General features: G+C 47.1%; 16 protein-coding genes and 1 tRNA gene. 10 read left to right on the top strand and 7 right to left on the bottom strand.

Annotation, left to right across the window (positions count from 1 at the left end; genetic code table 11):
• The first annotated feature begins 17 nt into the window (after positions 1-17).
• Together hemL and nhaD are read left to right on the top strand one after the other, a co-directional pair.
• Positions 18-1,310, top strand: a complete 1,293-nt coding sequence (gene hemL / locus EYR25_RS04640; RefSeq protein WP_133178678.1) for a glutamate-1-semialdehyde 2,1-aminomutase — start codon at positions 18-20, stop codon at positions 1,308-1,310.
• Positions 1,311-2,141: 831 nt separating this feature from the next.
• A complete protein-coding gene (gene nhaD / locus EYR25_RS04630) occupies positions 2,142-3,389 on the top strand; it encodes a sodium:proton antiporter NhaD (RefSeq protein ID WP_039977926.1) in 1,248 nt (415 codons plus the stop codon).
• Positions 3,390-3,454: 65 nt separating this feature from the next.
• Here the strand turns inward: nhaD and EYR25_RS04625 are convergent, their stop codons facing one another.
• Entirely contained in the window at positions 3,455-4,555 is a 1,101-nt protein-coding gene (locus tag EYR25_RS04625) for a general secretion pathway protein GspB (RefSeq protein ID WP_133178677.1), read from the bottom strand.
• Positions 4,555-6,243, bottom strand: a complete 1,689-nt coding sequence (locus EYR25_RS04620; RefSeq protein WP_133178676.1) for an ExeA family protein — start codon at positions 6,241-6,243, stop codon at positions 4,555-4,557. The genes EYR25_RS04625 and EYR25_RS04620 overlap by 1 nt, the downstream gene beginning before the upstream one ends.
• A 174-nt stretch (positions 6,244-6,417) precedes the next feature.
• Here EYR25_RS04620 and EYR25_RS04615 point away from each other — a divergent pair, with 174 nt between their 5' ends.
• Both EYR25_RS04615 and EYR25_RS04610 read left to right on the top strand, forming a co-directional pair.
• Complete coding sequence (locus EYR25_RS04615; RefSeq protein ID WP_133178675.1) at positions 6,418-7,668, top strand: multifunctional CCA addition/repair protein; 1,251 nt, start codon at positions 6,418-6,420, stop codon at positions 7,666-7,668.
• A 234-nt stretch (positions 7,669-7,902) separates the two neighbouring features.
• On the top strand, positions 7,903-8,169 hold the full coding sequence (locus EYR25_RS04610) for an Lpp/OprI family alanine-zipper lipoprotein (protein WP_011623648.1): 267 nt from the start codon (positions 7,903-7,905) through the stop codon (positions 8,167-8,169).
• 623 nt (positions 8,170-8,792) lie between these two features.
• Here EYR25_RS04610 and EYR25_RS04605 read toward each other — a convergent pair.
• The 4 genes from EYR25_RS04605 to folB all read right to left on the bottom strand — a co-directional run bounded on the left by EYR25_RS04605 (position 8,793) and on the right by folB (position 11,442).
• The gene (locus EYR25_RS04605; RefSeq protein WP_133178674.1) at positions 8,793-9,632 is read right to left on the bottom strand and encodes a putative RNA methyltransferase; all 840 of its coding nucleotides are present in this window, start codon (positions 9,630-9,632) and stop codon (positions 8,793-8,795) included.
• An 85-nt stretch (positions 9,633-9,717) separates the two neighbouring features.
• Positions 9,718-10,518 (bottom strand): undecaprenyl-diphosphate phosphatase, encoded by an 801-nt coding sequence (locus EYR25_RS04600; RefSeq protein WP_011717919.1) that lies wholly within the window; start codon positions 10,516-10,518, stop codon positions 9,718-9,720.
• A gap of 14 nt (positions 10,519-10,532) precedes the next feature.
• On the bottom strand, positions 10,533-11,036 hold the full coding sequence (folK, locus tag EYR25_RS04595) for a 2-amino-4-hydroxy-6-hydroxymethyldihydropteridine diphosphokinase (protein WP_039977968.1): 504 nt from the start codon (positions 11,034-11,036) through the stop codon (positions 10,533-10,535).
• A gap of 55 nt (positions 11,037-11,091) precedes the next feature.
• Entirely contained in the window at positions 11,092-11,442 is a 351-nt protein-coding gene (folB, locus tag EYR25_RS04590) for a dihydroneopterin aldolase (protein ID WP_133178673.1), read from the bottom strand.
• A 261-nt stretch (positions 11,443-11,703) separates the two neighbouring features.
• On the opposite strand from folB, the gene plsY reads away from it, so the two are divergent.
• A complete protein-coding gene (gene plsY / locus EYR25_RS04585; protein ID WP_011623653.1) occupies positions 11,704-12,315 on the top strand; it encodes a glycerol-3-phosphate 1-O-acyltransferase PlsY in 612 nt (203 codons plus the stop codon).
• A 125-nt stretch (positions 12,316-12,440) separates the two neighbouring features.
• Here plsY and tsaD read toward each other — a convergent pair whose 3' ends face one another.
• A complete protein-coding gene (gene tsaD / locus EYR25_RS04580) occupies positions 12,441-13,457 on the bottom strand; it encodes a tRNA (adenosine(37)-N6)-threonylcarbamoyltransferase complex transferase subunit TsaD (protein ID WP_133178672.1) in 1,017 nt (338 codons plus the stop codon).
• A 214-nt stretch (positions 13,458-13,671) separates the two neighbouring features.
• Between tsaD and rpsU the strand changes: the two genes are divergently transcribed.
• The 5 genes from rpsU (at position 13,672) to EYR25_RS04555 (ending at position 18,499) form a co-directional block, all read left to right on the top strand.
• Positions 13,672-13,887 (top strand): 30S ribosomal protein S21, encoded by a 216-nt coding sequence (gene rpsU, locus EYR25_RS04575; protein WP_006080725.1) that lies wholly within the window; start codon positions 13,672-13,674, stop codon positions 13,885-13,887.
• A 6-nt stretch (positions 13,888-13,893) separates the two neighbouring features.
• Positions 13,894-14,337 (top strand): GatB/YqeY domain-containing protein, encoded by a 444-nt coding sequence (locus tag EYR25_RS04570; protein WP_011717923.1) that lies wholly within the window; start codon positions 13,894-13,896, stop codon positions 14,335-14,337.
• 83 nt (positions 14,338-14,420) lie between these two features.
• Positions 14,421-16,145: a DNA primase gene (dnaG, locus tag EYR25_RS04565; RefSeq protein ID WP_133178671.1), complete on the top strand. Its 1,725-nt coding sequence runs from the start codon at positions 14,421-14,423 to the stop codon at positions 16,143-16,145.
• 135 nt (positions 16,146-16,280) lie between these two features.
• Positions 16,281-18,131, top strand: a complete 1,851-nt coding sequence (gene rpoD, locus EYR25_RS04560) for an RNA polymerase sigma factor RpoD (RefSeq protein ID WP_023266743.1) — start codon at positions 16,281-16,283, stop codon at positions 18,129-18,131.
• Between the two features lie 291 nt (positions 18,132-18,422).
• Positions 18,423-18,499 (top strand) — tRNA-Ile (locus EYR25_RS04555).
• The last annotated feature ends 246 nt before the right edge of the window (positions 18,500-18,745 follow it).

The raw sequence follows: 18,745 nt of genomic DNA, 5'->3' as shown, positions 1-18,745 counted from the left end.
TACTTTAAGGACTTAACATGACCCGTTCCGAAGCGCTATTTGAACAGGCTAAAAAAACCATCCCCGGCGGTGTTAACTCTCCGGTTCGTGCATTTAACGGTGTAGGTGGTTCGCCGCTGTTTATTGAAAAAGCTGATGGCGCTTATATTTACGATGCCGATGGTAAAGCGTATATCGACTATGTTGGCTCTTGGGGCCCGATGATTTTAGGCCACAACCATCCGAAGATCCGTGAAGCCGTATTAGCTGCGGTGCACAATGGTCTGTCTTTTGGTGCACCAACCGAGCTGGAAGTGCAAATGGCTGAGAAAGTCATCGCCATGGTGCCTTCTATCGAACAAGTACGCATGGTAAGCTCAGGCACTGAAGCCACCATGAGTGCAATTCGTTTAGCGCGTGGTTTTACCAATCGCGACAAGATCTTAAAGTTTGAAGGCTGCTACCACGGTCACGCGGACTGCCTATTAGTTAAAGCTGGTTCTGGTGCTTTGACCTTAGGCCAACCAAGCTCTCCAGGTATCCCAGAAGATTTCGCCAAGCACACCTTAACCGCTGTGTATAACGATCTTGATTCTGTTCGTAGCCTGTTCGAACAATATCCGACCGAAATCTCTTGTATCATCATCGAGCCTGTTGCTGGCAACATGAACTGTATCCCACCTATCCCAGGCTTCCTCGAAGGTCTGCGTAGCCTGTGTGATGAGTTTGGTGCGCTGCTCATTATCGACGAAGTGATGACAGGTTTCCGTGTATCAAGAAGCGGTGCTCAAGGCCACTATGGCGTTACTCCTGACTTAACCACACTGGGTAAAGTCATCGGCGGCGGCATGCCTGTGGGTGCATTTGGTGGCCGTAAAGATGTGATGCAGTTTATCGCTCCAACGGGTCCAGTGTACCAAGCAGGTACCCTGTCAGGTAACCCCATTGCGATGTCAGCGGGTCTAGCGCAAATGGAAGCCCTGTGTGAAGAAGGTCTGTACGAAGCGCTAAGCGCGAAAACCAAACGTATCGCCGAAGGCTTTAAAGCCGCGGCCGATAAACACGGTATTCCAATGGCCATCAACTATGTCGGTGGCATGTTCGGTTTCTTCTTTACCGAGCAAGAGCAGATCACGCGCTTCGACCAAGTGACTAAGTGCAATATTGAACACTTCCGTACTTTCTATCACGGCATGTTAGATGAAGGCGTTTACTTAGCGCCGAGTGCCTATGAAGCAGGCTTCCTGTCGATGGCCCATGGCGAAGAAGAACTGCGTCTCACGCTAGAAGCGGCGGACCGTGTATTAGGTCGTATGAAAGCGGCAATGTAAGCGAGAGCTTAAAACACTAAGGGACGCATTAGCGTCCCTTTTTATTGCTTAGCTTTTATACCAATCGTATTAAATGCCGTATGGGGAAACATAGCCCCCGTTAATAGCTATCAGACTTTTTTGAGCCTAAAGCAGACTTAAATATAATCGCTGCGACTAAAGCCTGTAGAGTTAACGTAAGGTGATCAATAACTAAGCTAGGATTATGGAATACTCCCAAAGCAAGTAATTGTTTCCCGCTGTAGATCAGCCAAACTAAAGAGCCTAATAGTAAGAGACTCCGGAGTACAAAGTTCATTTTGCATCATCCTCAAAATACAACATCCAGTGTCTAAAACATTTCAGAGACACAAGATACCGCCCACTTTATGCTCAGTCAATCTTTTGACTACGTCATATTTGTGACACGGCTAGAGATTCCCGTACACAGCTCCGTAATCAGCACGAAATCCAATCCTTTACTTGATTGACTGCATTTTCGTTCAAGATTTGCTTCATAAAGAAAAATTAATTGCGGGATCGGCAAAATAACTGCTTAGACTTTAATCGTAGATCTTACTTTACAGTCCTTTGGCAATCTCAAGCAAACAAGATAATTAACTAGCAATCAAAATAAAAACAGCGGTTAACGCTAAAATCAAACCAATTTCACTGAGAGCAATATCACAAAATGACGCAAAACCGAGTTACAGCTAACAGTTGCGTTATTCGCCCCATTATGTTCTGATCCGCACGCGTTAACACGGCAAGCTTAATTTAGCCTTGATAATGCCACTCAATAGCTCGCCTTTGGCTTGCCACGACATTAAAACAGCAGTTGGAATTGCAGTTATGTTATATACCTTTCTGATCATACTGGCGGTGCTCGCATTGCTCAGTATTATTTTCGAAGAAGTCACCCATCTTAATAAAGCAAAAACCACCTTATTCTTTGGCTGTATTTCCTGGGTAGCACTTTTTATGGCAGCCGGAGATGCTAACCACGAAAAACTCGTTGCCCATCAACTCAATGAAAACTTGCTAGAAATTGCCACCCTGTGGCTGTTTTTGATGTCGACAATGACCTTTGTGGCCTATCTTAACGCCAAAGGTATGATCCAAATCATGGTGCAGAAGCTGTTTCCGCAGAAGGTTTCTGTACGCTTGTTAATGATCCAAGTGGCCTTATTCGCGCTTATCCTGTCGGCTTTCTGTGATAACGTCACCGCGACCTTAGTGTCTTTAGGCTTGTTAACAACCTTTAAGCTCGAAAAGCAAATGCGCCGCAGAATGGCAGTGTTGATTATTTTCGCCGTCAACTCTGGCGGTGTGGCTCTGATCACCGGTGACGTTACCACCCTGATGATCTTCTTAGGCGGCCACGTGCACATCTCCGAACTGTTGATGCTGTTTATCCCATCTGCCGTGAGTGTAGTTTTACTGGCGACGCTGTTTTCGCTGAAGGCTGAAGGCGTGGTTTCCACCACTCCAATTAAGCACAGCTATCAAACCGTGGATCTGCTAATTGCCTTAGTGTTCTTCTGCACAATTCTGATGACCATGCTGCTGAACATTCTCTTCGGTATTCCACCGGTACTGACCTTCCTAACTGGTCTGTCGATTATGTTCCTTATCGGCCACACCACCCGCAGTGATAAAGAAGAAATCAAGATCCTCGAATATATTCGCCAAGTCGAATACGACACCCTGTTGTTCTTCTTAGGGATTTTACTGCTGGTGGGTATGCTTAAAGAAATCGGCACCTTAGATATGCTGACCGAAGCTTACAGCCTGTTTAATCCAAACATCTCTAACTTCGTTACAGGTATGGGTTCAGCCCTGATCGATAACGTGCCATTGACGGCTGCGCTGCTTAAAGCAGAACCAGTACTCAACACCCCAGAATGGTTAGGCTTAACCTACAGTGTGGGCGTAGGCGGTTCGTTGTTAGTGATTGGTTCGGCTGCGGGTATCGTCGCCATGAGCAAAGTAAAAGAGCTGACTTTCGTAAGCTACCTGAAATATGTGCCAGCCCTGTTCCTATGCTACACCGTGGGTTACGCCCTGACCTTATTCCTAGCTTACAACTTCTTCGCTTAAGCTTTTATCTTAAGCCATAAACGAAAGGCGCCCATCGGCGCCTTTTATATTGGTAACTGAGCAAGTTAAATCGCAGGTACTCTAAACTGTGTACCTTGGATTTCAAGCACCACATCCCGTGGACGAATCGCAATAATCTTTAACTTGCCCCCAATCTGGTCACCTTCCTGTAACTCTGCGCCATCGACATTCAACCAACGCTGACTCGCATCCGTCGAATAAACGTGGGCAACAATATTAAATTCAGGCACTTGTAGCTGCAACCCTGCAGGCAGTTGCCCATATTTAGGAATGTCGTCGTTTTCGACCTTAGGAATAGGATCAAGCTTGGGCTCTGTTACCGGCGTCTTAGCTGCTTTAACATATTCCACATCCTTGAGCGCATCCTGGAAATTCGCGACTAACTCATCCTCTTTGCGGCTCTGCGCCGTCTCTAAGCCCACATCGGCCGCCGCTGCATTGACTTGCTCACGCAATGCCTCGAGTGTCGCTAAGCCCTGACGATTTGCATTAGCGCCCAGCATAATAGGCTCTGACTCGCTCGTATCCTGTGGCGCAACGTTTTCGACTGAGGATTGCTGCGTTCGGTTCGTTTCATCTAAGGCGGCAGAGGTTGCCAGATAGTCGTCATAGCTCGGGTCCGCACTCGCAGAAGCGGATGCCGTAGCAGCCTGAGTCGAACTCATGTTCGAGTTCAGATAAGGCTGCACGTTTGCAGGCACCTCATTTAATACCTGCTCTCTTGGCAGTGCCACTTTGCCCGCTAATCGAAATCCTGACGATTCTGCAGAGGTATGCTCTGATACACCTGCTTGCAACGCAGCGCGAGTAACTACACCTGATAAGGCGCGAACACCGTCGGCAGATGGCTGCACAATAGAGGCTGTCTGTGGCGAGTTTTCAGCCTTTCTATCAGCCATGCTTGAATTGATAGTGCTAGGCGCCGCATTCACTATCGACATCGCATTTTGCTGTTGCCAATTCGCCACGCCCCACGCCACGCCCACACCCAGCGCCACAGCAACGGCGAGTAAGGATAACTTGGCCACGGGGAATGCAGGTTTACGCGCCGTAGGATAACTTGCCCTTGGTGTTAATACCGCATCCGGTAAGGGCGAGGTTTGTTGCTGCTTATTACGGGTTACCGCATCGAGTAAAATGGACATTAACTCTGCGCTCCCTTATCGGTGAGGCGCGGTCCCTGATCGCTTAAATACAAATTCAGTCTCACTAAGGTTTGATTACCTGCAATACCGTCGGCCTTTAAACCATGTTGGCTTTGGAAGGCTTTCAGATCGTTCTCTAATTTCAGATCGAATTGAGACACACGGCGCGAAGGTCGGTTAGCGACATGGGCAAGGGCGTTTTCAAGCCATTGTAATTGCCCAGGGCTCGATTTCTGGCTGATTTCCAGCATAGGTAAATTAGGCGCCTGCCAGAGAATTTCAAAGGTGCCGCTAAAGTGTTGATTGAACCAAGCCCTATCGACCCAAAGCTGCTGCTCGCCCAACTGCATCAATAGCTGATCACCATCGACAGCTATCACGGCGCCATAAAAATCTTGTTGATTATCATCCACTAAATACACAACCGCGGGGTAATTGAGCCTTGTGAGCGACATCCAATTGCCCTGCTGTTGATAGCAGGAAAGTCCTTGTTCAAGGGCAGACTGACATGCGGTAAGACCTTTGAAAGGGACTTTTCCCCACACATTAAAGAGGCCTGCAAAGGCGGTATCGATACTGCGGCTTTGTTTAATGGCCTCCTGCAACACCCGCACACTCGGATCCGGCGCTGCAAGCGTTTGCGGCTCGCTAGTCACTGACGCACTAGGTATCGAAGCCAGTGTTTGCTCAGGCTGAATACTCTTCTCTTGAATCGATGCTTGAGTCACTTCTGGTGTCGTTTGGCTCGCTAGTGTCACAGGCGAATTGGCCACATTGGCAACCGCTGGACTTTCGGTAAATAACCAATAAGACACACCGAAAGCCACAACCAATGCCGCCGCGATAGCACTCGGCCACAAGAGTTTATTTGGCTGTGGTTCTTCTTCGCCGAGCACCTCGGCCGCCGCTTGTCTTACCATATGGTGATCGATTGGCACCTTAGATTGTGCATAACCCGCCATCAAAGCACGTTCACACAGCAAGTTAATTAACCGCGGAATGCCGCCACTGTATTTGTGCAGCACTTTAATGGCTTTACGGGTAAATAGCGGTTCAAAACGACCCGCCACCTGTAAACGGTGCAACACATAGAGTGCGATTTCATCTTCATTAAGAGGCAATAGATGATAACGAGCGGTAATACGCTGGGCTAACTGTCTAAGCTCTTGCCGTTTAAGCAACAATTGCAACTCAGGCTGACCAATTAAGATCACCTGCAGCAGTTTTTTAGTATCGGTCTCAAGATTGGTGAGCAGCCTTAACTGCTCTAATACTTCGGGGCGCAGATGCTGCGCCTCATCGATGATGAGTACCGTATTACGGCCTTTCTCATGATTGGCCAGTAAGAAACGACTCAGATGGTCAGTGAGCTGTTTAAGGGTTGGATTTTCACCATAGCTAATCTTCAATTCATCACAGAGTGTGGCGAGTAATTCCAACTCCGTCAGCGAAGGATTTAAGATAAACGCCGTATCGGTATGATCGGGTAATTGCCCAAGCAAACAACGAGATACTGTCGTCTTCCCCGTGCCGACCTCCCCCGTCAACAACACAAAGCCCCCAGTTTCTCCCAGTCCATAGGTCAAATGGGCTAAGGCCTCTCTGTGCCTGTCACTCAAAAATAAATAATGGGGATTGGGTGCAATCGAAAAAGGGTTATCACTGAGTCCATAAAAGGCCTTGTACATACCACCAATCATCCTAAGCTAAAAATAACGCCCCACGTTAAAACGTCCCAGGGATATTGTCAAAACATCCGCAACATGGATGTGACATCCCAATAAATATCTGCATCCAAATTCGCCTCGCCATCGCCTCATCATGTTAAGCTAGCTTTATGACACACTAGCTAAAATATTCCTGTGAAAATTTATTTAGTGGGCGGCGCTGTACGAGACAGCCTGCTCAATCTCCCAATAAAAGATAAAGATTTTATGGTTGTCGGTGCCACTCCTGAGCAAATGCAGCAGTTAGGCTATCGCCAGGTGGGTAAAGACTTCCCCGTCTTTTTACACCCTAAAACCCAACAAGAATATGCCTTAGCGCGAACGGAGCGCAAAGTCGGCCTCGGCTATGGCGGCTTTAGCTGTTATGCCAGTCCGGACGTCACCCTAGAGCAAGACCTGCTGAGACGCGATTTAACCATTAATGCCATCGCCCAAGATGAGGCGGGTAACTTGTACGATCCCTACCATGGCATCGCAGATATCAACGCGCGTCAGCTGCGACATGTGTCGGCCGCCTTTGCTGAAGATCCGCTCAGAGTATTAAGGGTGGCCCGCTTTGCCGCACGTTTTCATGACTTAGGTTTCGAGATTGCCGCTGAAACCATGGCGTTAATGCAGCACATGAGCCAAACCGAGGAATTAACAGCGCTGACGCCTGAGCGCGTCTGGCAAGAAGTCGATAAGAGTCTTGGCGGCCCTCACCCAGAAGTCTTTTTCGAAGTACTACGCCAATGTGGCGCCTTGAATATTCTATTCCCTGAGATTGGGGCGCTTTTTGGTGTGCCACAACCGGAAAAATGGCATCCAGAAATAGACACGGGGTTACATACTATGTTGGTGTTAGCCCAAGCCAGCTCTCTGACAGAGGAAAAAGCCGTGCGCTTTGCTGCCTTAGTGCATGATTTGGGTAAAGCATTAAGCCCTAAAGAGCATTGGCCTAAACACCATGGTCATGGACAGAAGGGCTTACCCGTCATAAAAAGTCTGTGTGAACGCTTGCGGATCCCCAACGAATATCGCGATCTGGCGCTCTTAGTGAGCGATCAGCATCAGAATGTGCACCAAGCTTTTGAGTTGAGGGCCGAGACCATCATCAAGCTCTTCGATAAAGCCGATTTTTGGCGTAAACCAGAACGGCTGGAGCAACTACTATTAGCCTGCATCGCCGATATGCGTGGCCGAACCGGATTCGAGCATCATGCCTATCCACAAGGCGATTATCTTTCTGCTTGTTTTTTAGCCGCCAATATGGTCGATGTAAAGGCTATTATTGCGGCAGGTTTTCAAGGTGCACAGATAAAACAGGCGCTCAATTCGAAGCGGATAGAGGTCGTTGAGCAACTGAAACTCAACTGGCAGCAATCCGAAGCCAAACAAACGCCATAAAATTGTAATGTTTTTGTAAATGCGGCCGCACTTTCTGGTAAATACAGTGCCATTTTTCGATGAAAAAGGCCGATATAACCGTGAAAAAACGCTTTTAAAAAAAATTTATATGTCTATAGTGGTTAAACGCATTAATATTCGTAGCAAATTAAAATAGCTATGTCATAATTAGGCAGTTTCGATTCCAAAGTGACGAAACATTCAAATCCAACCTATTTTAAGGGATTTTTTACAATGAACAAAAAAGTACTGATGATTGCTGGTTTAGCAATGACTGCCCTACTAGGTGGTTGTGCAAACACTACTGCTCTGGAAGAAAGCGTTGCAACTCTGGGCAACAAAGTTGATCAATTGTCAGCTGATGTTAGCTCTCTGAAATCAGAGCAAAGCAAACTGTCTGCAGACGTTAAAGATGCTAAAGCAGCAGCTATGGACGCACAAGCAGAAGCTAAACGCGCTAACGACCGTCTAGACAACGTTGCTTCTCGTTACAAGAAGTAATGATAGGTAATTAACCTACAATTCAGTAGGTTAAGATAAAAGGCTTGAGAGAGATGAAAGCGAATAGCACATCCATCCAAGCCTTTTTTTATGGCCTATATTTAACGTTTGACAAATTACGCCCTTTAGAAACAGACTAACGTTATCGCTCGGCATGCCAATTTCTGCTATTTCTGGATTTCCCCTCGATATAAAACTTTCATCACAACAGGTCGAGATTAACTTTTAGCGCAAGAAAAGGACGCGATAGTTTTATAATGTTTTTTAAATTTTATCTCTGCAATAAAACCGCTCATTTAGTTGTTTAATCCTTTCCCAAATTTTCGCTGAAAACTTTATTTTTTATAAAATCTTTTAACTCGCATTTTAAAGAAAGTGCAATAACCTAAAATCAAGGCTATTTAGGCGACTAAGGCAACAAATAAGTTATATCTGTAACCAAATGAAGAACAATAAAGATAAAGTTTGAGGCGGGTAGTTTCGCATTTACATTAAAACAACATAAAAAGCTCGATTAGTATCATATACTTGCAAAACTACAACTATTTAAGCATCAAAAAACACTTCCCCTAAGTCAATGAATAGACTAAAAAACATCCTATTATATTTGATATTTTGGCCCGTTAAGACTCAATAAAAGTCTTTTGCGCTAAGACCAATACAAAATCAATTTCCAGCACATCGAAGGATTTCATCCGAATAAGGTGTTTGACTTGTTCAGAGGCTCGCCACGCATAGGGAGTCATATCCAGCAAGACAAGCGCTTGTTCACCCGTAACGGACAAACTAAATTGCAATCGCTGCTGCTCTTTGACAATTAATCCTGAAGGCAAATTAATTTGGGGAGTTTTTTCAGTCAGTTCCGGATAAATACACTCCCTGATTTGCCACAAATGCCGCGCCCCCGGGATTACCTGTAACATCAAGCCCTGATCTTTCAGTACCCGAACGCATTCCTTCCCCTTCAACGGCTTATCGACCACAGTGATAAGGTCAATGCAATTGTCAGCAAAAGGCAGCACTTTTGAGGTGCTTAAGCACAGTGTTGCAGGGGTTTGCGCTTTGGCCGCAGCAAAAATAGTATTTTCTGCGTCCGCTACGCCACTGTACTGGACGTTTAGCTCGTTTGTGAGATTAGATAGCGCAGAAGCTAAAGCACGCAAATAGAAGCCGTCAGCGCACTCGTAGTCCAATAGACAATCATCCGCTTTCAAATGGGGAGCGATCATCACCGCCATTTTTTCAACTAAAGGTGAAAAAATCCCCGACTCAAGCAAGAAACGCTTTGCACGCACTTGCTGACGGGAGTCGCCAGTCGGCTTCTGTCGTGCTGGTTTAGTGAAAATCCAATAACCCGCTTCGCTTTTATCAAAATGATGCTTATTCGCACAGTAAAAACCTTGGGATGCCTGATGTTGCATCAGTGCCAAACCACAGGTAGGACATTGAAATTGAAGGCCCATAACTTACTCCGTTAACGAAAATCCGCACCTAAAAACACAAAAATCGGGTACTAGACCCGATTTTTTTAGCCATGGCGCCCCTGCATTATAGGAAGATAAATCCACATAACACAGCACCGAGGATGAGGCGGTAAATCACAAATGGCGTCATACCCATACGGCTGATGATTTTTAAGAAATAGTGAATACACAGATAAGCGGCCACAAATGAAATCACTGTGCCGAGTGTTAGTGCTTGATAATCAATAGGAAGCGGGCTTTCAGCCAAATCTTTACCCACTAGAATAGCCGCGCCCAAGCTGACAGGCACAGACATTAAGAACGAGAAACGCGCAGCGGCATCACGGCTAAGACCTAACATCAGCGCGGCAGTCATCGTCGCGCCCGAGCGTGAAGTACCAGGAATTAACGCTAGCGCCTGAGCAAAACCAATTAATAGCGCCTTGCGCCAACCCGTTTGATAAACCGTTAAGTCACGGCGTGACATCTTATCCGCCCACCAAAGCAGTAAACCAAAGACCACAGTCGTCACGGCGATCACGCCGGCGCTGCGCAGATGGGTTTCGATAAAGTCTTTGGCCATAAAGCCAAAAAACACTGCGGGTAAAGTGGCAAGAATGATCCACCAGGCTAACTTACTGTCATCGGAATGCTGACCTTTCACCATGCTGGCAATCCAGGCCTTGAACATGGCCCAGAGTTCATTGCGAAAATAAATCACAACGGCGAATAATGAGCCCGTGTTCACGGCAACATCGAAGGATAAGCCTTGGTCTTCCCAGCCTAAAAGCTGTGCGGGTAGGATAAGGTGCGCCGAACTTGAAATGGGGAGGAACTCTGTTAATCCTTGGATTAACGCTAAAATAATTACCTGAAACGTATCCATTACAATCCTATCAATTAAAAAGTGAGCCCATGAGGCCATTCAAAGGCTACCGGCCACAGCTTCTGCGACGCCTTATCATATTCATCCCACATTACGGCATAGGTTTTCTGCTGCAATGGGTGAACCAAATTAGGGGCGATTTCCGCTAAAGGCCAAAGCACAAAAGCATTAGTGACAATTTCGGCGCGGGGCAGGACGACTGGTGTCTGACAAACGACATCATCGTAAAGCAATAGGTCAATATCTAAGGTTCTTGGACTAAACTTTTTGGCCCCCACCAACCGGCCGTGATTTTGCTCGATTTGCTTAAACTGCGCAACTACCTCAGCAATATTCAGGCTCGTTTGTGCACAGGCCACCATGTTTAAAAAGTTAGTGCCATCAAACCCTACGGCTTCACTCTCATACATGGAGGAAAGTTGCAGTGCACCAAAGTGCTCTCGTAATGACTGCAAACCCGCCTTTAGATAGCGAGAAGGTTCTATATTACTGCCTAAACTAATGTATATACGTGCCATACCCATGTCCGAACCGTCTGCCTAACTAAGCTAAAACCCGAATCTACAGTAACGATTAGCGTGAGCGTTCAATCTCAACCCCAACGGCAGCAGCCGAAGGCACCGCGCCGGGTTTCATCACCACGACTTTCACCCAATTGACCTTAAACTCGTTGAGCACACATTCGGCCACTCGCTCGGCAACAGTTTCGATTAACTCAATGGGCTTTTCGGTGACGAGCTGAGTCAGACGGTTTGAAACCGTCTCATAGCAAAGCGCGTATTGATAGTCGTCGGTTGCCGCGGCGGCTTTATTATCCCAAGCCATATCGAGATCCAAAAACAGGCTCTGCTGGATTTTCTTTTCCCATTCATAGACGCCAATCACAGTATCAATACGTAATTGTCGAATAAGCACTTTATCCATACTAATTCCTACTAACTCATGCCAATGAGGTCTGATAAGCTAAACGCGATAGAGTCTGTATAATCCGCCGTTCGATGGAACGACTAATTTACTTTCTACTCGGACCAATCCGAAGTAGGATAACGCCCAAATGGATTTGTTCGTTCAGAAACTATCGCAACTTGATAAGTCGCGTTATCGCTATCGCTTATGACTGAATGCTTGCCAAGAGGCTGTTTAATTGTGGCGCGATAATACCTTAAGACGTGTAAGGAAACCAATGTGAGTCAATTAACACTGACACTTTTGATGATTGTGGCCGCCTATTTAGCCGGTTCTGTCTCAAGTGCTGTGCTAGTGTGTAGGATGAGAGGCCTACCCGACCCAAGATCGCAAGGCTCAGGCAACCCTGGAGCCACCAATGTGCTGCGCATTGGCGGCGCAAGCTCGGCTGCCATGGTGTTATTTTTCGATATGCTTAAGGGCGCCTTACCCACTTATCTTGCCTATTTAATGGGAATTGACGCCATTTCCCTCGGTTTGATCGCAATCGCCGCCTGTCTTGGCCATATCTATCCGATATTTTTTGGTTTTAAAGGTGGCAAAGGCGTGGCTACCGCTTTTGGTGCTATGGCACCGATTGGTGATGACTTAGCCATCTGCTTGATGGCTTCTTGGGTCGTCTTAGTCCTGATCAGCCGCTACTCTTCCCTTGCAGCCATAATTACCGCATTACTAGCGCCACTTTATACTTGGTGGCTGGATGATAGATTTACGATTCCTGTCGCCATGCTCTCAACGCTTATTATCATCCGTCATAAAGAAAATATTCAGCGGTTGCTGAAAGGCGAGGAGTCTAAAGTGTCACGTAAAAAACGTCCTAAAACCCCCTAGCCGCGCAATACCATCGCAACGCAGAGAAATGGCTTGATAACTCATTCGAGGGACTAGCATTCAAGTGACCAATAAAAACAGCGCATAATGCGCTGTTTTTATTTGCTTATTTGGCTGGCGATAACTCATTCGACTGGCGGTAAGGTATCAAGTGGCCATCTCGGTTGACCTTTGACTGCCAGGTCTTCCTGTTGCCCCGCCTTTAAACGCTGCAGGCCAGCAAAGGCAATCATGGCACCATTGTCAGTACAGAATTCACCACGAGGATAATAAACTCGGCCACCGATAGAGGTCATCATCTCGGCCAAGGTTTCACGTAAGCGCGTGTTGGCACTCACGCCACCGGCAATCACTAAACGGTTATAGCCGGTTTGTTTTAACGCGCGGCGACATTTAATCGCGAGCGTATCGACGACCGCTTCTTCAAAGGCGCGGGCGATGTTCGCGCGGGTTTGCTCATCATCGGGCTCGGCGGCAATGGTATTGGCGGTAAAGGTTTTCAGGCCTGAGAAACTAAAATCGAGTCCGGGTCTGTCGGTCATTGGCCGCGGAAATTGATAACCTGCTGGCTCACCTTTGGCGGCCAGTTTTGCAAGCCGTGGGCCGCCAGGATAATCAAGTCCCATTAACTTAGCAGTTTTATCAAAGGCTTCACCGGCGGCGTCATCCACCGACTCACCTAAGACTTCGTAAAGGCCGATACCATCGACCTTTACTAACATGGAGTGGCCGCCAGACACTAACAGTGCCACAAAGGGAAATTCAGGCGCATCGTCTTCCAGCATTGGCGCCAGCAGATGCCCTTCCATATGGTGCACACCGATGGCAGGTTTGTTCCAAGCAAAGGCAAGTGAGCGACCAACACAGGCGCCCACCAATAAAGCACCGATAAGGCCTGGGCCTTTGGTGTAGGCAATCCCATCTAAATCGGCAATCTCGGTATTGGCATTTTTCAGCGCTTGGCGGACCAGCGGGACAATTTTGCGCACATGGTCGCGGGAAGCCAGTTCAGGCACAACCCCACCATAATCCGCATGCAACTTAACCTGACTATATAAAGCATGGGAGAGCAATCCCAGCTTATCGTCATAGACGGCAATACCTGTCTCGTCACAAGATGTCTCAATACCTAGAACCCGCATGGTGCCTCATATCCAAATTACCAAAGGGCGCTAATTCTACCTGTATGATGGCAATTACTCCAGTCGCCGATCATCATATTCCCGTGGCAAAACCCGCCACAAAGGATTAGGGCTTTACAAGCCTAGTTGTCTCGGTATAAAATTCCGCACCATTTTAAATACACTTGGTTCAAGCAATTGAACCACACAACCTACACCTAAGGGGTGATGGCGTATGCCAATTATTAAAGTACGTGAAAACGAACCATTCGACGTAGCTCTGCGTCGTTTCAAGCGCTCTTGTGAAAAAGCTGGTATTTTAGCTGACGTGCGTGCTCGTGAATTCTACGAGAAGCCAACTACTGCACGTAAGCGCGCTAAAGCAGCTGCAGTTAAACGTTTAGCTAAAAAGCTTTCTCGCGAAAACGCACGTCGCGTACGTTTATACTAATCTCTTATGAGCCTAATTGATCAGCTAAAAGACCATATGAAACAGGCCATGATCGCCAAAGAGAAGGCGAGATTGAGCACTATTCGTATGGCACTTGCAGCCATCAAACAGATTGAAGTGGATACCCGCGAAACTCTGAATGATGAGCAGGTTATAGCTGTCTTAACCAAAATGGTGAAACAACGTCGCGATTCGATTGCTCAATATGAAGCAGCGGGTCGTAGCGAGTTGGCCGCAGCAGAAGCAGAAGAGATTCAAGTTATTGAAACTTTCCTGCCGACTCCCCTCTCTGAGGCGGAAATTGCTGCGTTCATCGATGCCGCTATTGCTGAAATAGGCGCATCCTCCATGGCGGATATGGGCAAAGTAATGGGAGCATTAAAACCTAAAGTTCAAGGACGTGCAGACATGGGCGCTATCGGCGCTATGATCCGTGCAAAATTGCAATAATTAGCGTTTCAATGTATGAACAAGCCGTGCCTATGCGCGGCTTGTTTGTTTAAATTCGCGCAAGGCGAGATTTTAAGCACTCAATGGCAATACCTCGTGATTTTATCAATGAGCTAATCGCTCGCACCGACATTGTCGAGCTTATCGACCGTAAGGTGCCCTTGAAAAAGGCGGGTAAAAACTACTCGGCCTGTTGTCCTTTTCATAGCGAAAAATCACCTTCGTTTACCGTTAGCCGCGATAAACAGTTTTATCATTGTTTTGGCTGCGGTGCCCACGGCAATGCCATCGATTTTGTGATGGAGTATGACAGACTCGACTTTGTCGATGCCATAGAAGAACTTGCCGGACAACTGGGCTTAGAAGTCCCAAGGGAACAAGGCACGGGAAAACGCCAAGACGATGGCTTAAGCCGTGATCTATACCAATTAATGGAAGAAGCGAGCCGCTTTTTTCAAACTCAGTTAAGACAACACCAAGACAAGCAAAAAGTCATCGACTACCTCGCCTATCGCGGATTATCCGATGATATTGTTGAGCATTTTGGGATTGGTTTTGCGCCCGACGGTTGGGATGGCTTATTAAGCCGCTACCGACACAGTCAAGATGCACAGGATAAACTCCTGACCGCAGGCATGCTGATCAGCAATGACAGCGGTAAAAGATACGACAGATTCCGTGACCGCCTGATGTTCCCTATTCGCGACCGCCGTGGTCGTGTGATTGGATTTGGTGGCAGAGTATTGGGAGATGGCACCCCCAAGTACTTGAATTCGCCAGAAACGCCCATATTTCATAAGGGCAATGAGCTCTACGGCCTATACGAGTTAAAGCAACGTCATCGCGATCCCGATAAGGTACTGATTGTCGAAGGCTATATGGATGTGGTCGCCCTCGCCCAATATGGCGTAGATTACGCGGTCGCCTCCCTTGGCACTTCGACGACGGCTGAACAATTCCAATTGTTGCTGCGTAGTGCCAAGGAAGTGATTTGTTGTTATGACGGCGATAGAGCCGGTAATGAGGCCGCCTGGCGCGCCTTAGAAACCGCTTTGCCCCTACTCAAACCAGGGGACAAAGTGCGTTTTATGTTTTTACCCCAATCTGAAGATCCGGATTCAATGGTTCGTAAGATTGGTAAAGACGCCTTCGAGCAAATGATGGAAAGCGCCATCACCCTGCCCGAATTTTTGTTTGATACATTAGCGACAAAATTTGGTACCGATAAAGGTAACTTAGCCAAACAAGCCTTTGGCCTAATTGAAAAAATTCAAGATACTGTGCTTCAAAACCTACTGCTTGAGAACTTAGCTCACAAGTTAGGAATGAACAGCTCAGACGATATGAAGAAAAAACTGGGTTTTAGTGTCAAACAAACTAAGCCCACAGCATCAACGGGACTCAAAGGACGCGGTACGCCATTGCGACTTGCCATCGCCTTGTTAGTACAGCATCCCGAGCTGGGCGTGGGATTATCCCCACAACCGGCATTAAACCATCTGCAAATGCCAGGCATCGACTTGCTGCCATTGCTGTTGGAATTAACACGAGAGAATAGGTTAAACAGCGCACAACTACTTGAGCAATTCAGAGACAGCCCCCACAGCGGGACGCTGCATAAATTAGCCCAATGGGACCATCAAGTGGCGGATGAAAACCTGCTCGAGAAGTTTAAACAGACCCTGGTTTGGTTGAACAATCAATATATTGAGCAACGATATCAGGAATTGAGTCTAAAACAGACCCATACTAAGGAAGAGAAGATCCAGCTGCAGAAGCTGATCTCGGTCATGAAAGGACTAAACTGAGGCAAAAATGTCCTCAATCAGTATCCCAGTGACTAGCACAGGTAAGTGCACATGGCTATAATTGACGATTTGCGCGGCACTTAGCACAAGCTAACTGTCCGTCGTTGTAACAGTTTCCCAACTTGGATGATATCTATGGATCATACTCCGCAGTCGCAACTCAAGCTGTTGCTTGCCAAAGGTAAAGAGCAAGGTTACTTAACCTATGCAGAAGTGAACGATCACTTACCTGCAGACATGGTCGATTCTGACCAGATCGAAGATATTATCCAGATGATAAATGACATGGGTATTCGGGTGTTCGAAGAAGCACCAGATGCCGATGACATGATGATGTCGGAAGACAACACAGACGAAGATGCAGCGGAAGAAGCCGCAGCTGCCCTTGCTACTGTAGAAAGTGAGCTAGGCCGCACCACAGACCCAGTGCGTATGTACATGCGCGAAATGGGTACCGTTGAACTGCTGACCCGTGAAGGCGAAATCGTTATCGCCAAACGCATCGAAGAAGGCATCAACACAGTTCAAAGCTCTGTCGCCGAATACCCACAAGCGATCGCCATGATCCTTGAGCAGTACGACCAGTACGAAGCCGACGAACTGCGCCTGTCTGATATTATCTCTGGATTTGTTAACCCGGACGAAGAAGACCTAGGTCCAACCGCGACTCATATCGGTTCTGAATTATCGGAAGAAGACCTCGATGATGAAGATGACGATGAAGACGACGAAGATGAAGACGGTGATGGCGAAGGCGATGACGATGGCAACAAGGGTCCCGATCCTGAAGAAGCGCGTGAACGCTTTAGCCAATTAAGAACCGCCTACGAAAATGCGCTAAAAATCATCGATGCTAAAGGTCGTGAACATCCTGAGTCGATTCAAGCTCTGTTTGAAATCGGCGAGATTTTCAAAGAATTCCGCCTCGTACCTAAGCAATTCGATCGCTTAGTTAAGGGCATGCGCTCTATGATGGACCGCGTGCGCGTTCAAGAGCGTCTACTGATGAAGCTCTGTGTCGAGCAGGCTAAAATGCCGAAGAAGAACTTTGTTAAATTCTTCACCGGTAACGAAACCAATCTCGATTGGTTCGACGCAGAAAAGAACTCAAACAAGCCTTATGCCGAAGGCTTAAGAATGGTTGAAGAAGACGTTCAGCGTTGCCGTAGCAAGCTGGCCGCCATCGAAGAAGAAACAGGCTTAGTCATTGCCGCCATTAAAGACATCAACCGTCGCATGTCAATCGGTGAAGCCAAGGCTCGCCGTGCGAAGAAAGAAATGGTTGAGGCAAACTTACGTCTGGTAATTTCTATCGCGAAGAAATACACCAACCGTGGTCTGCAATTCTTGGATCTTATCCAAGAAGGTAACATCGGTCTGATGAAGGCTGTAGATAAGTTCGAATACCGTCGTGGTTACAAGTTCTCGACCTATGCGACTTGGTGGATCCGTCAGGCAATCACCCGCTCAATCGCGGACCAAGCCCGTACGATCCGTATTCCAGTACATATGATCGAAACCATCAACAAGCTGAACCGTATCTCTCGCCAAATGCTGCAGGAAATGGGTCGTGAGCCCTCACCTGAAGAACTGGCAGAGCGTATGATGATGCCGGAAGATAAGATCCGTAAGGTACTGAAAATCGCTAAAGAACCTATCTCCATGGAAACCCCAATCGGTGACGATGAAGATTCGCATTTAGGTGATTTTATCGAGGATACCACCCTCGAATTACCACTGGACAGCGCCACCAGCGAAAGCCTGAAGAGCGCCACCCATGAGGTATTAGCAGGCTTAACGGCCCGTGAAGCGAAAGTACTGCGTATGCGTTTTGGTATCGATATGAATACCGACCACACGCTGGAAGAAGTGGGCAAACAATTTGACGTAACCCGTGAGCGTATCCGTCAAATCGAGGCGAAAGCCCTGCGTAAACTGCGCCACCCTTCACGCTCGGAAATCTTAAAGTCCTTCTTAGACGAATAGTCAACCGAAGCATCGATTCTAAGCCCCGCCTCGCGGGGCTTTTTATTGCCCCCCATTAACACCCCCTAAAATTCCCTCTGAATATCCATTGCTAAGCTCTCTTTCAAAATCAAATGGTTAAAAATTTCTTTCCCATTCAGGCAACGCTAAATCTCTAAGCCAAAACCACAGTTGATTAACAGATAACCACTTGAATCAATTCGGTGAATTTCATCAAAAAACACGGGTGACAAGCGCAAACAAGCTTAGTATACTGCCACTCGCTTTAGGTAATGACGATTGCCTTTAGTCGGCCCCTTAGCTCAGTTGGTTAGAGCACACGACTCATAATCGTTAGGTCCACGGTTCAAGTCCGTGAGGGGCCACCAAATTCCGATAAGGCGTAGCAGGTTAATCACCGCTACGCCTTTTTCATTTAACGGAATTCACTATGTCGATTGATGGTCTTCGATACTGTCGATGGATAGGCAATCCCCCAGCAGACATTAATACATAAGCCTATTCCCACAATTTTGCTGTATAACCCAAAAAATCTAGCTAGCTTGCCCTTCATCTATACCGCAACGGAATTCTTTGTAATTAACATAGTGAGTTAATGACTATAGGGTTAAAGA

It is taken from the genome of Shewanella decolorationis, assembly GCF_004354305.1.
GTDB classification, from domain to species: domain Bacteria; phylum Pseudomonadota; class Gammaproteobacteria; order Enterobacterales; family Shewanellaceae; genus Shewanella; species Shewanella decolorationis.
This window is presented reverse-complemented; position numbering and strand designations above follow the sequence as displayed.

Coding starts and splice junctions, on each gene's coding strand:
- EYR25_RS04610 (WP_011623648.1), top strand. CDS start 7,903: ATGAACAAAAAAGTACTGATGATTGCTGGTTTAGCAATGACTGCCCTA.
- hemL (WP_133178678.1), top strand. CDS start 18: ATGACCCGTTCCGAAGCGCTATTTGAACAGGCTAAAAAAACCATCCCC.
- EYR25_RS04570 (WP_011717923.1), top strand. CDS start 13,894: ATGAGCCTAATTGATCAGCTAAAAGACCATATGAAACAGGCCATGATC.
- folK (WP_039977968.1), bottom strand. CDS start 11,036: ATGGCACGTATATACATTAGTTTAGGCAGTAATATAGAACCTTCTCGC.
- dnaG (WP_133178671.1), top strand. CDS start 14,421: ATGGCAATACCTCGTGATTTTATCAATGAGCTAATCGCTCGCACCGAC.
- folB (WP_133178673.1), bottom strand. CDS start 11,442: ATGGATAAAGTGCTTATTCGACAATTACGTATTGATACTGTGATTGGC.
- EYR25_RS04620 (WP_133178676.1), bottom strand. CDS start 6,243: ATGTACAAGGCCTTTTATGGACTCAGTGATAACCCTTTTTCGATTGCA.
- EYR25_RS04625 (WP_133178677.1), bottom strand. CDS start 4,555: ATGTCCATTTTACTCGATGCGGTAACCCGTAATAAGCAGCAACAAACC.
- tsaD (WP_133178672.1), bottom strand. CDS start 13,457: ATGCGGGTTCTAGGTATTGAGACATCTTGTGACGAGACAGGTATTGCC.
- EYR25_RS04600 (WP_011717919.1), bottom strand. CDS start 10,518: ATGGATACGTTTCAGGTAATTATTTTAGCGTTAATCCAAGGATTAACA.
- rpoD (WP_023266743.1), top strand. CDS start 16,281: ATGGATCATACTCCGCAGTCGCAACTCAAGCTGTTGCTTGCCAAAGGT.
- EYR25_RS04605 (WP_133178674.1), bottom strand. CDS start 9,632: ATGGGCCTTCAATTTCAATGTCCTACCTGTGGTTTGGCACTGATGCAA.
- rpsU (WP_006080725.1), top strand. CDS start 13,672: ATGCCAATTATTAAAGTACGTGAAAACGAACCATTCGACGTAGCTCTG.
- nhaD (WP_039977926.1), top strand. CDS start 2,142: ATGTTATATACCTTTCTGATCATACTGGCGGTGCTCGCATTGCTCAGT.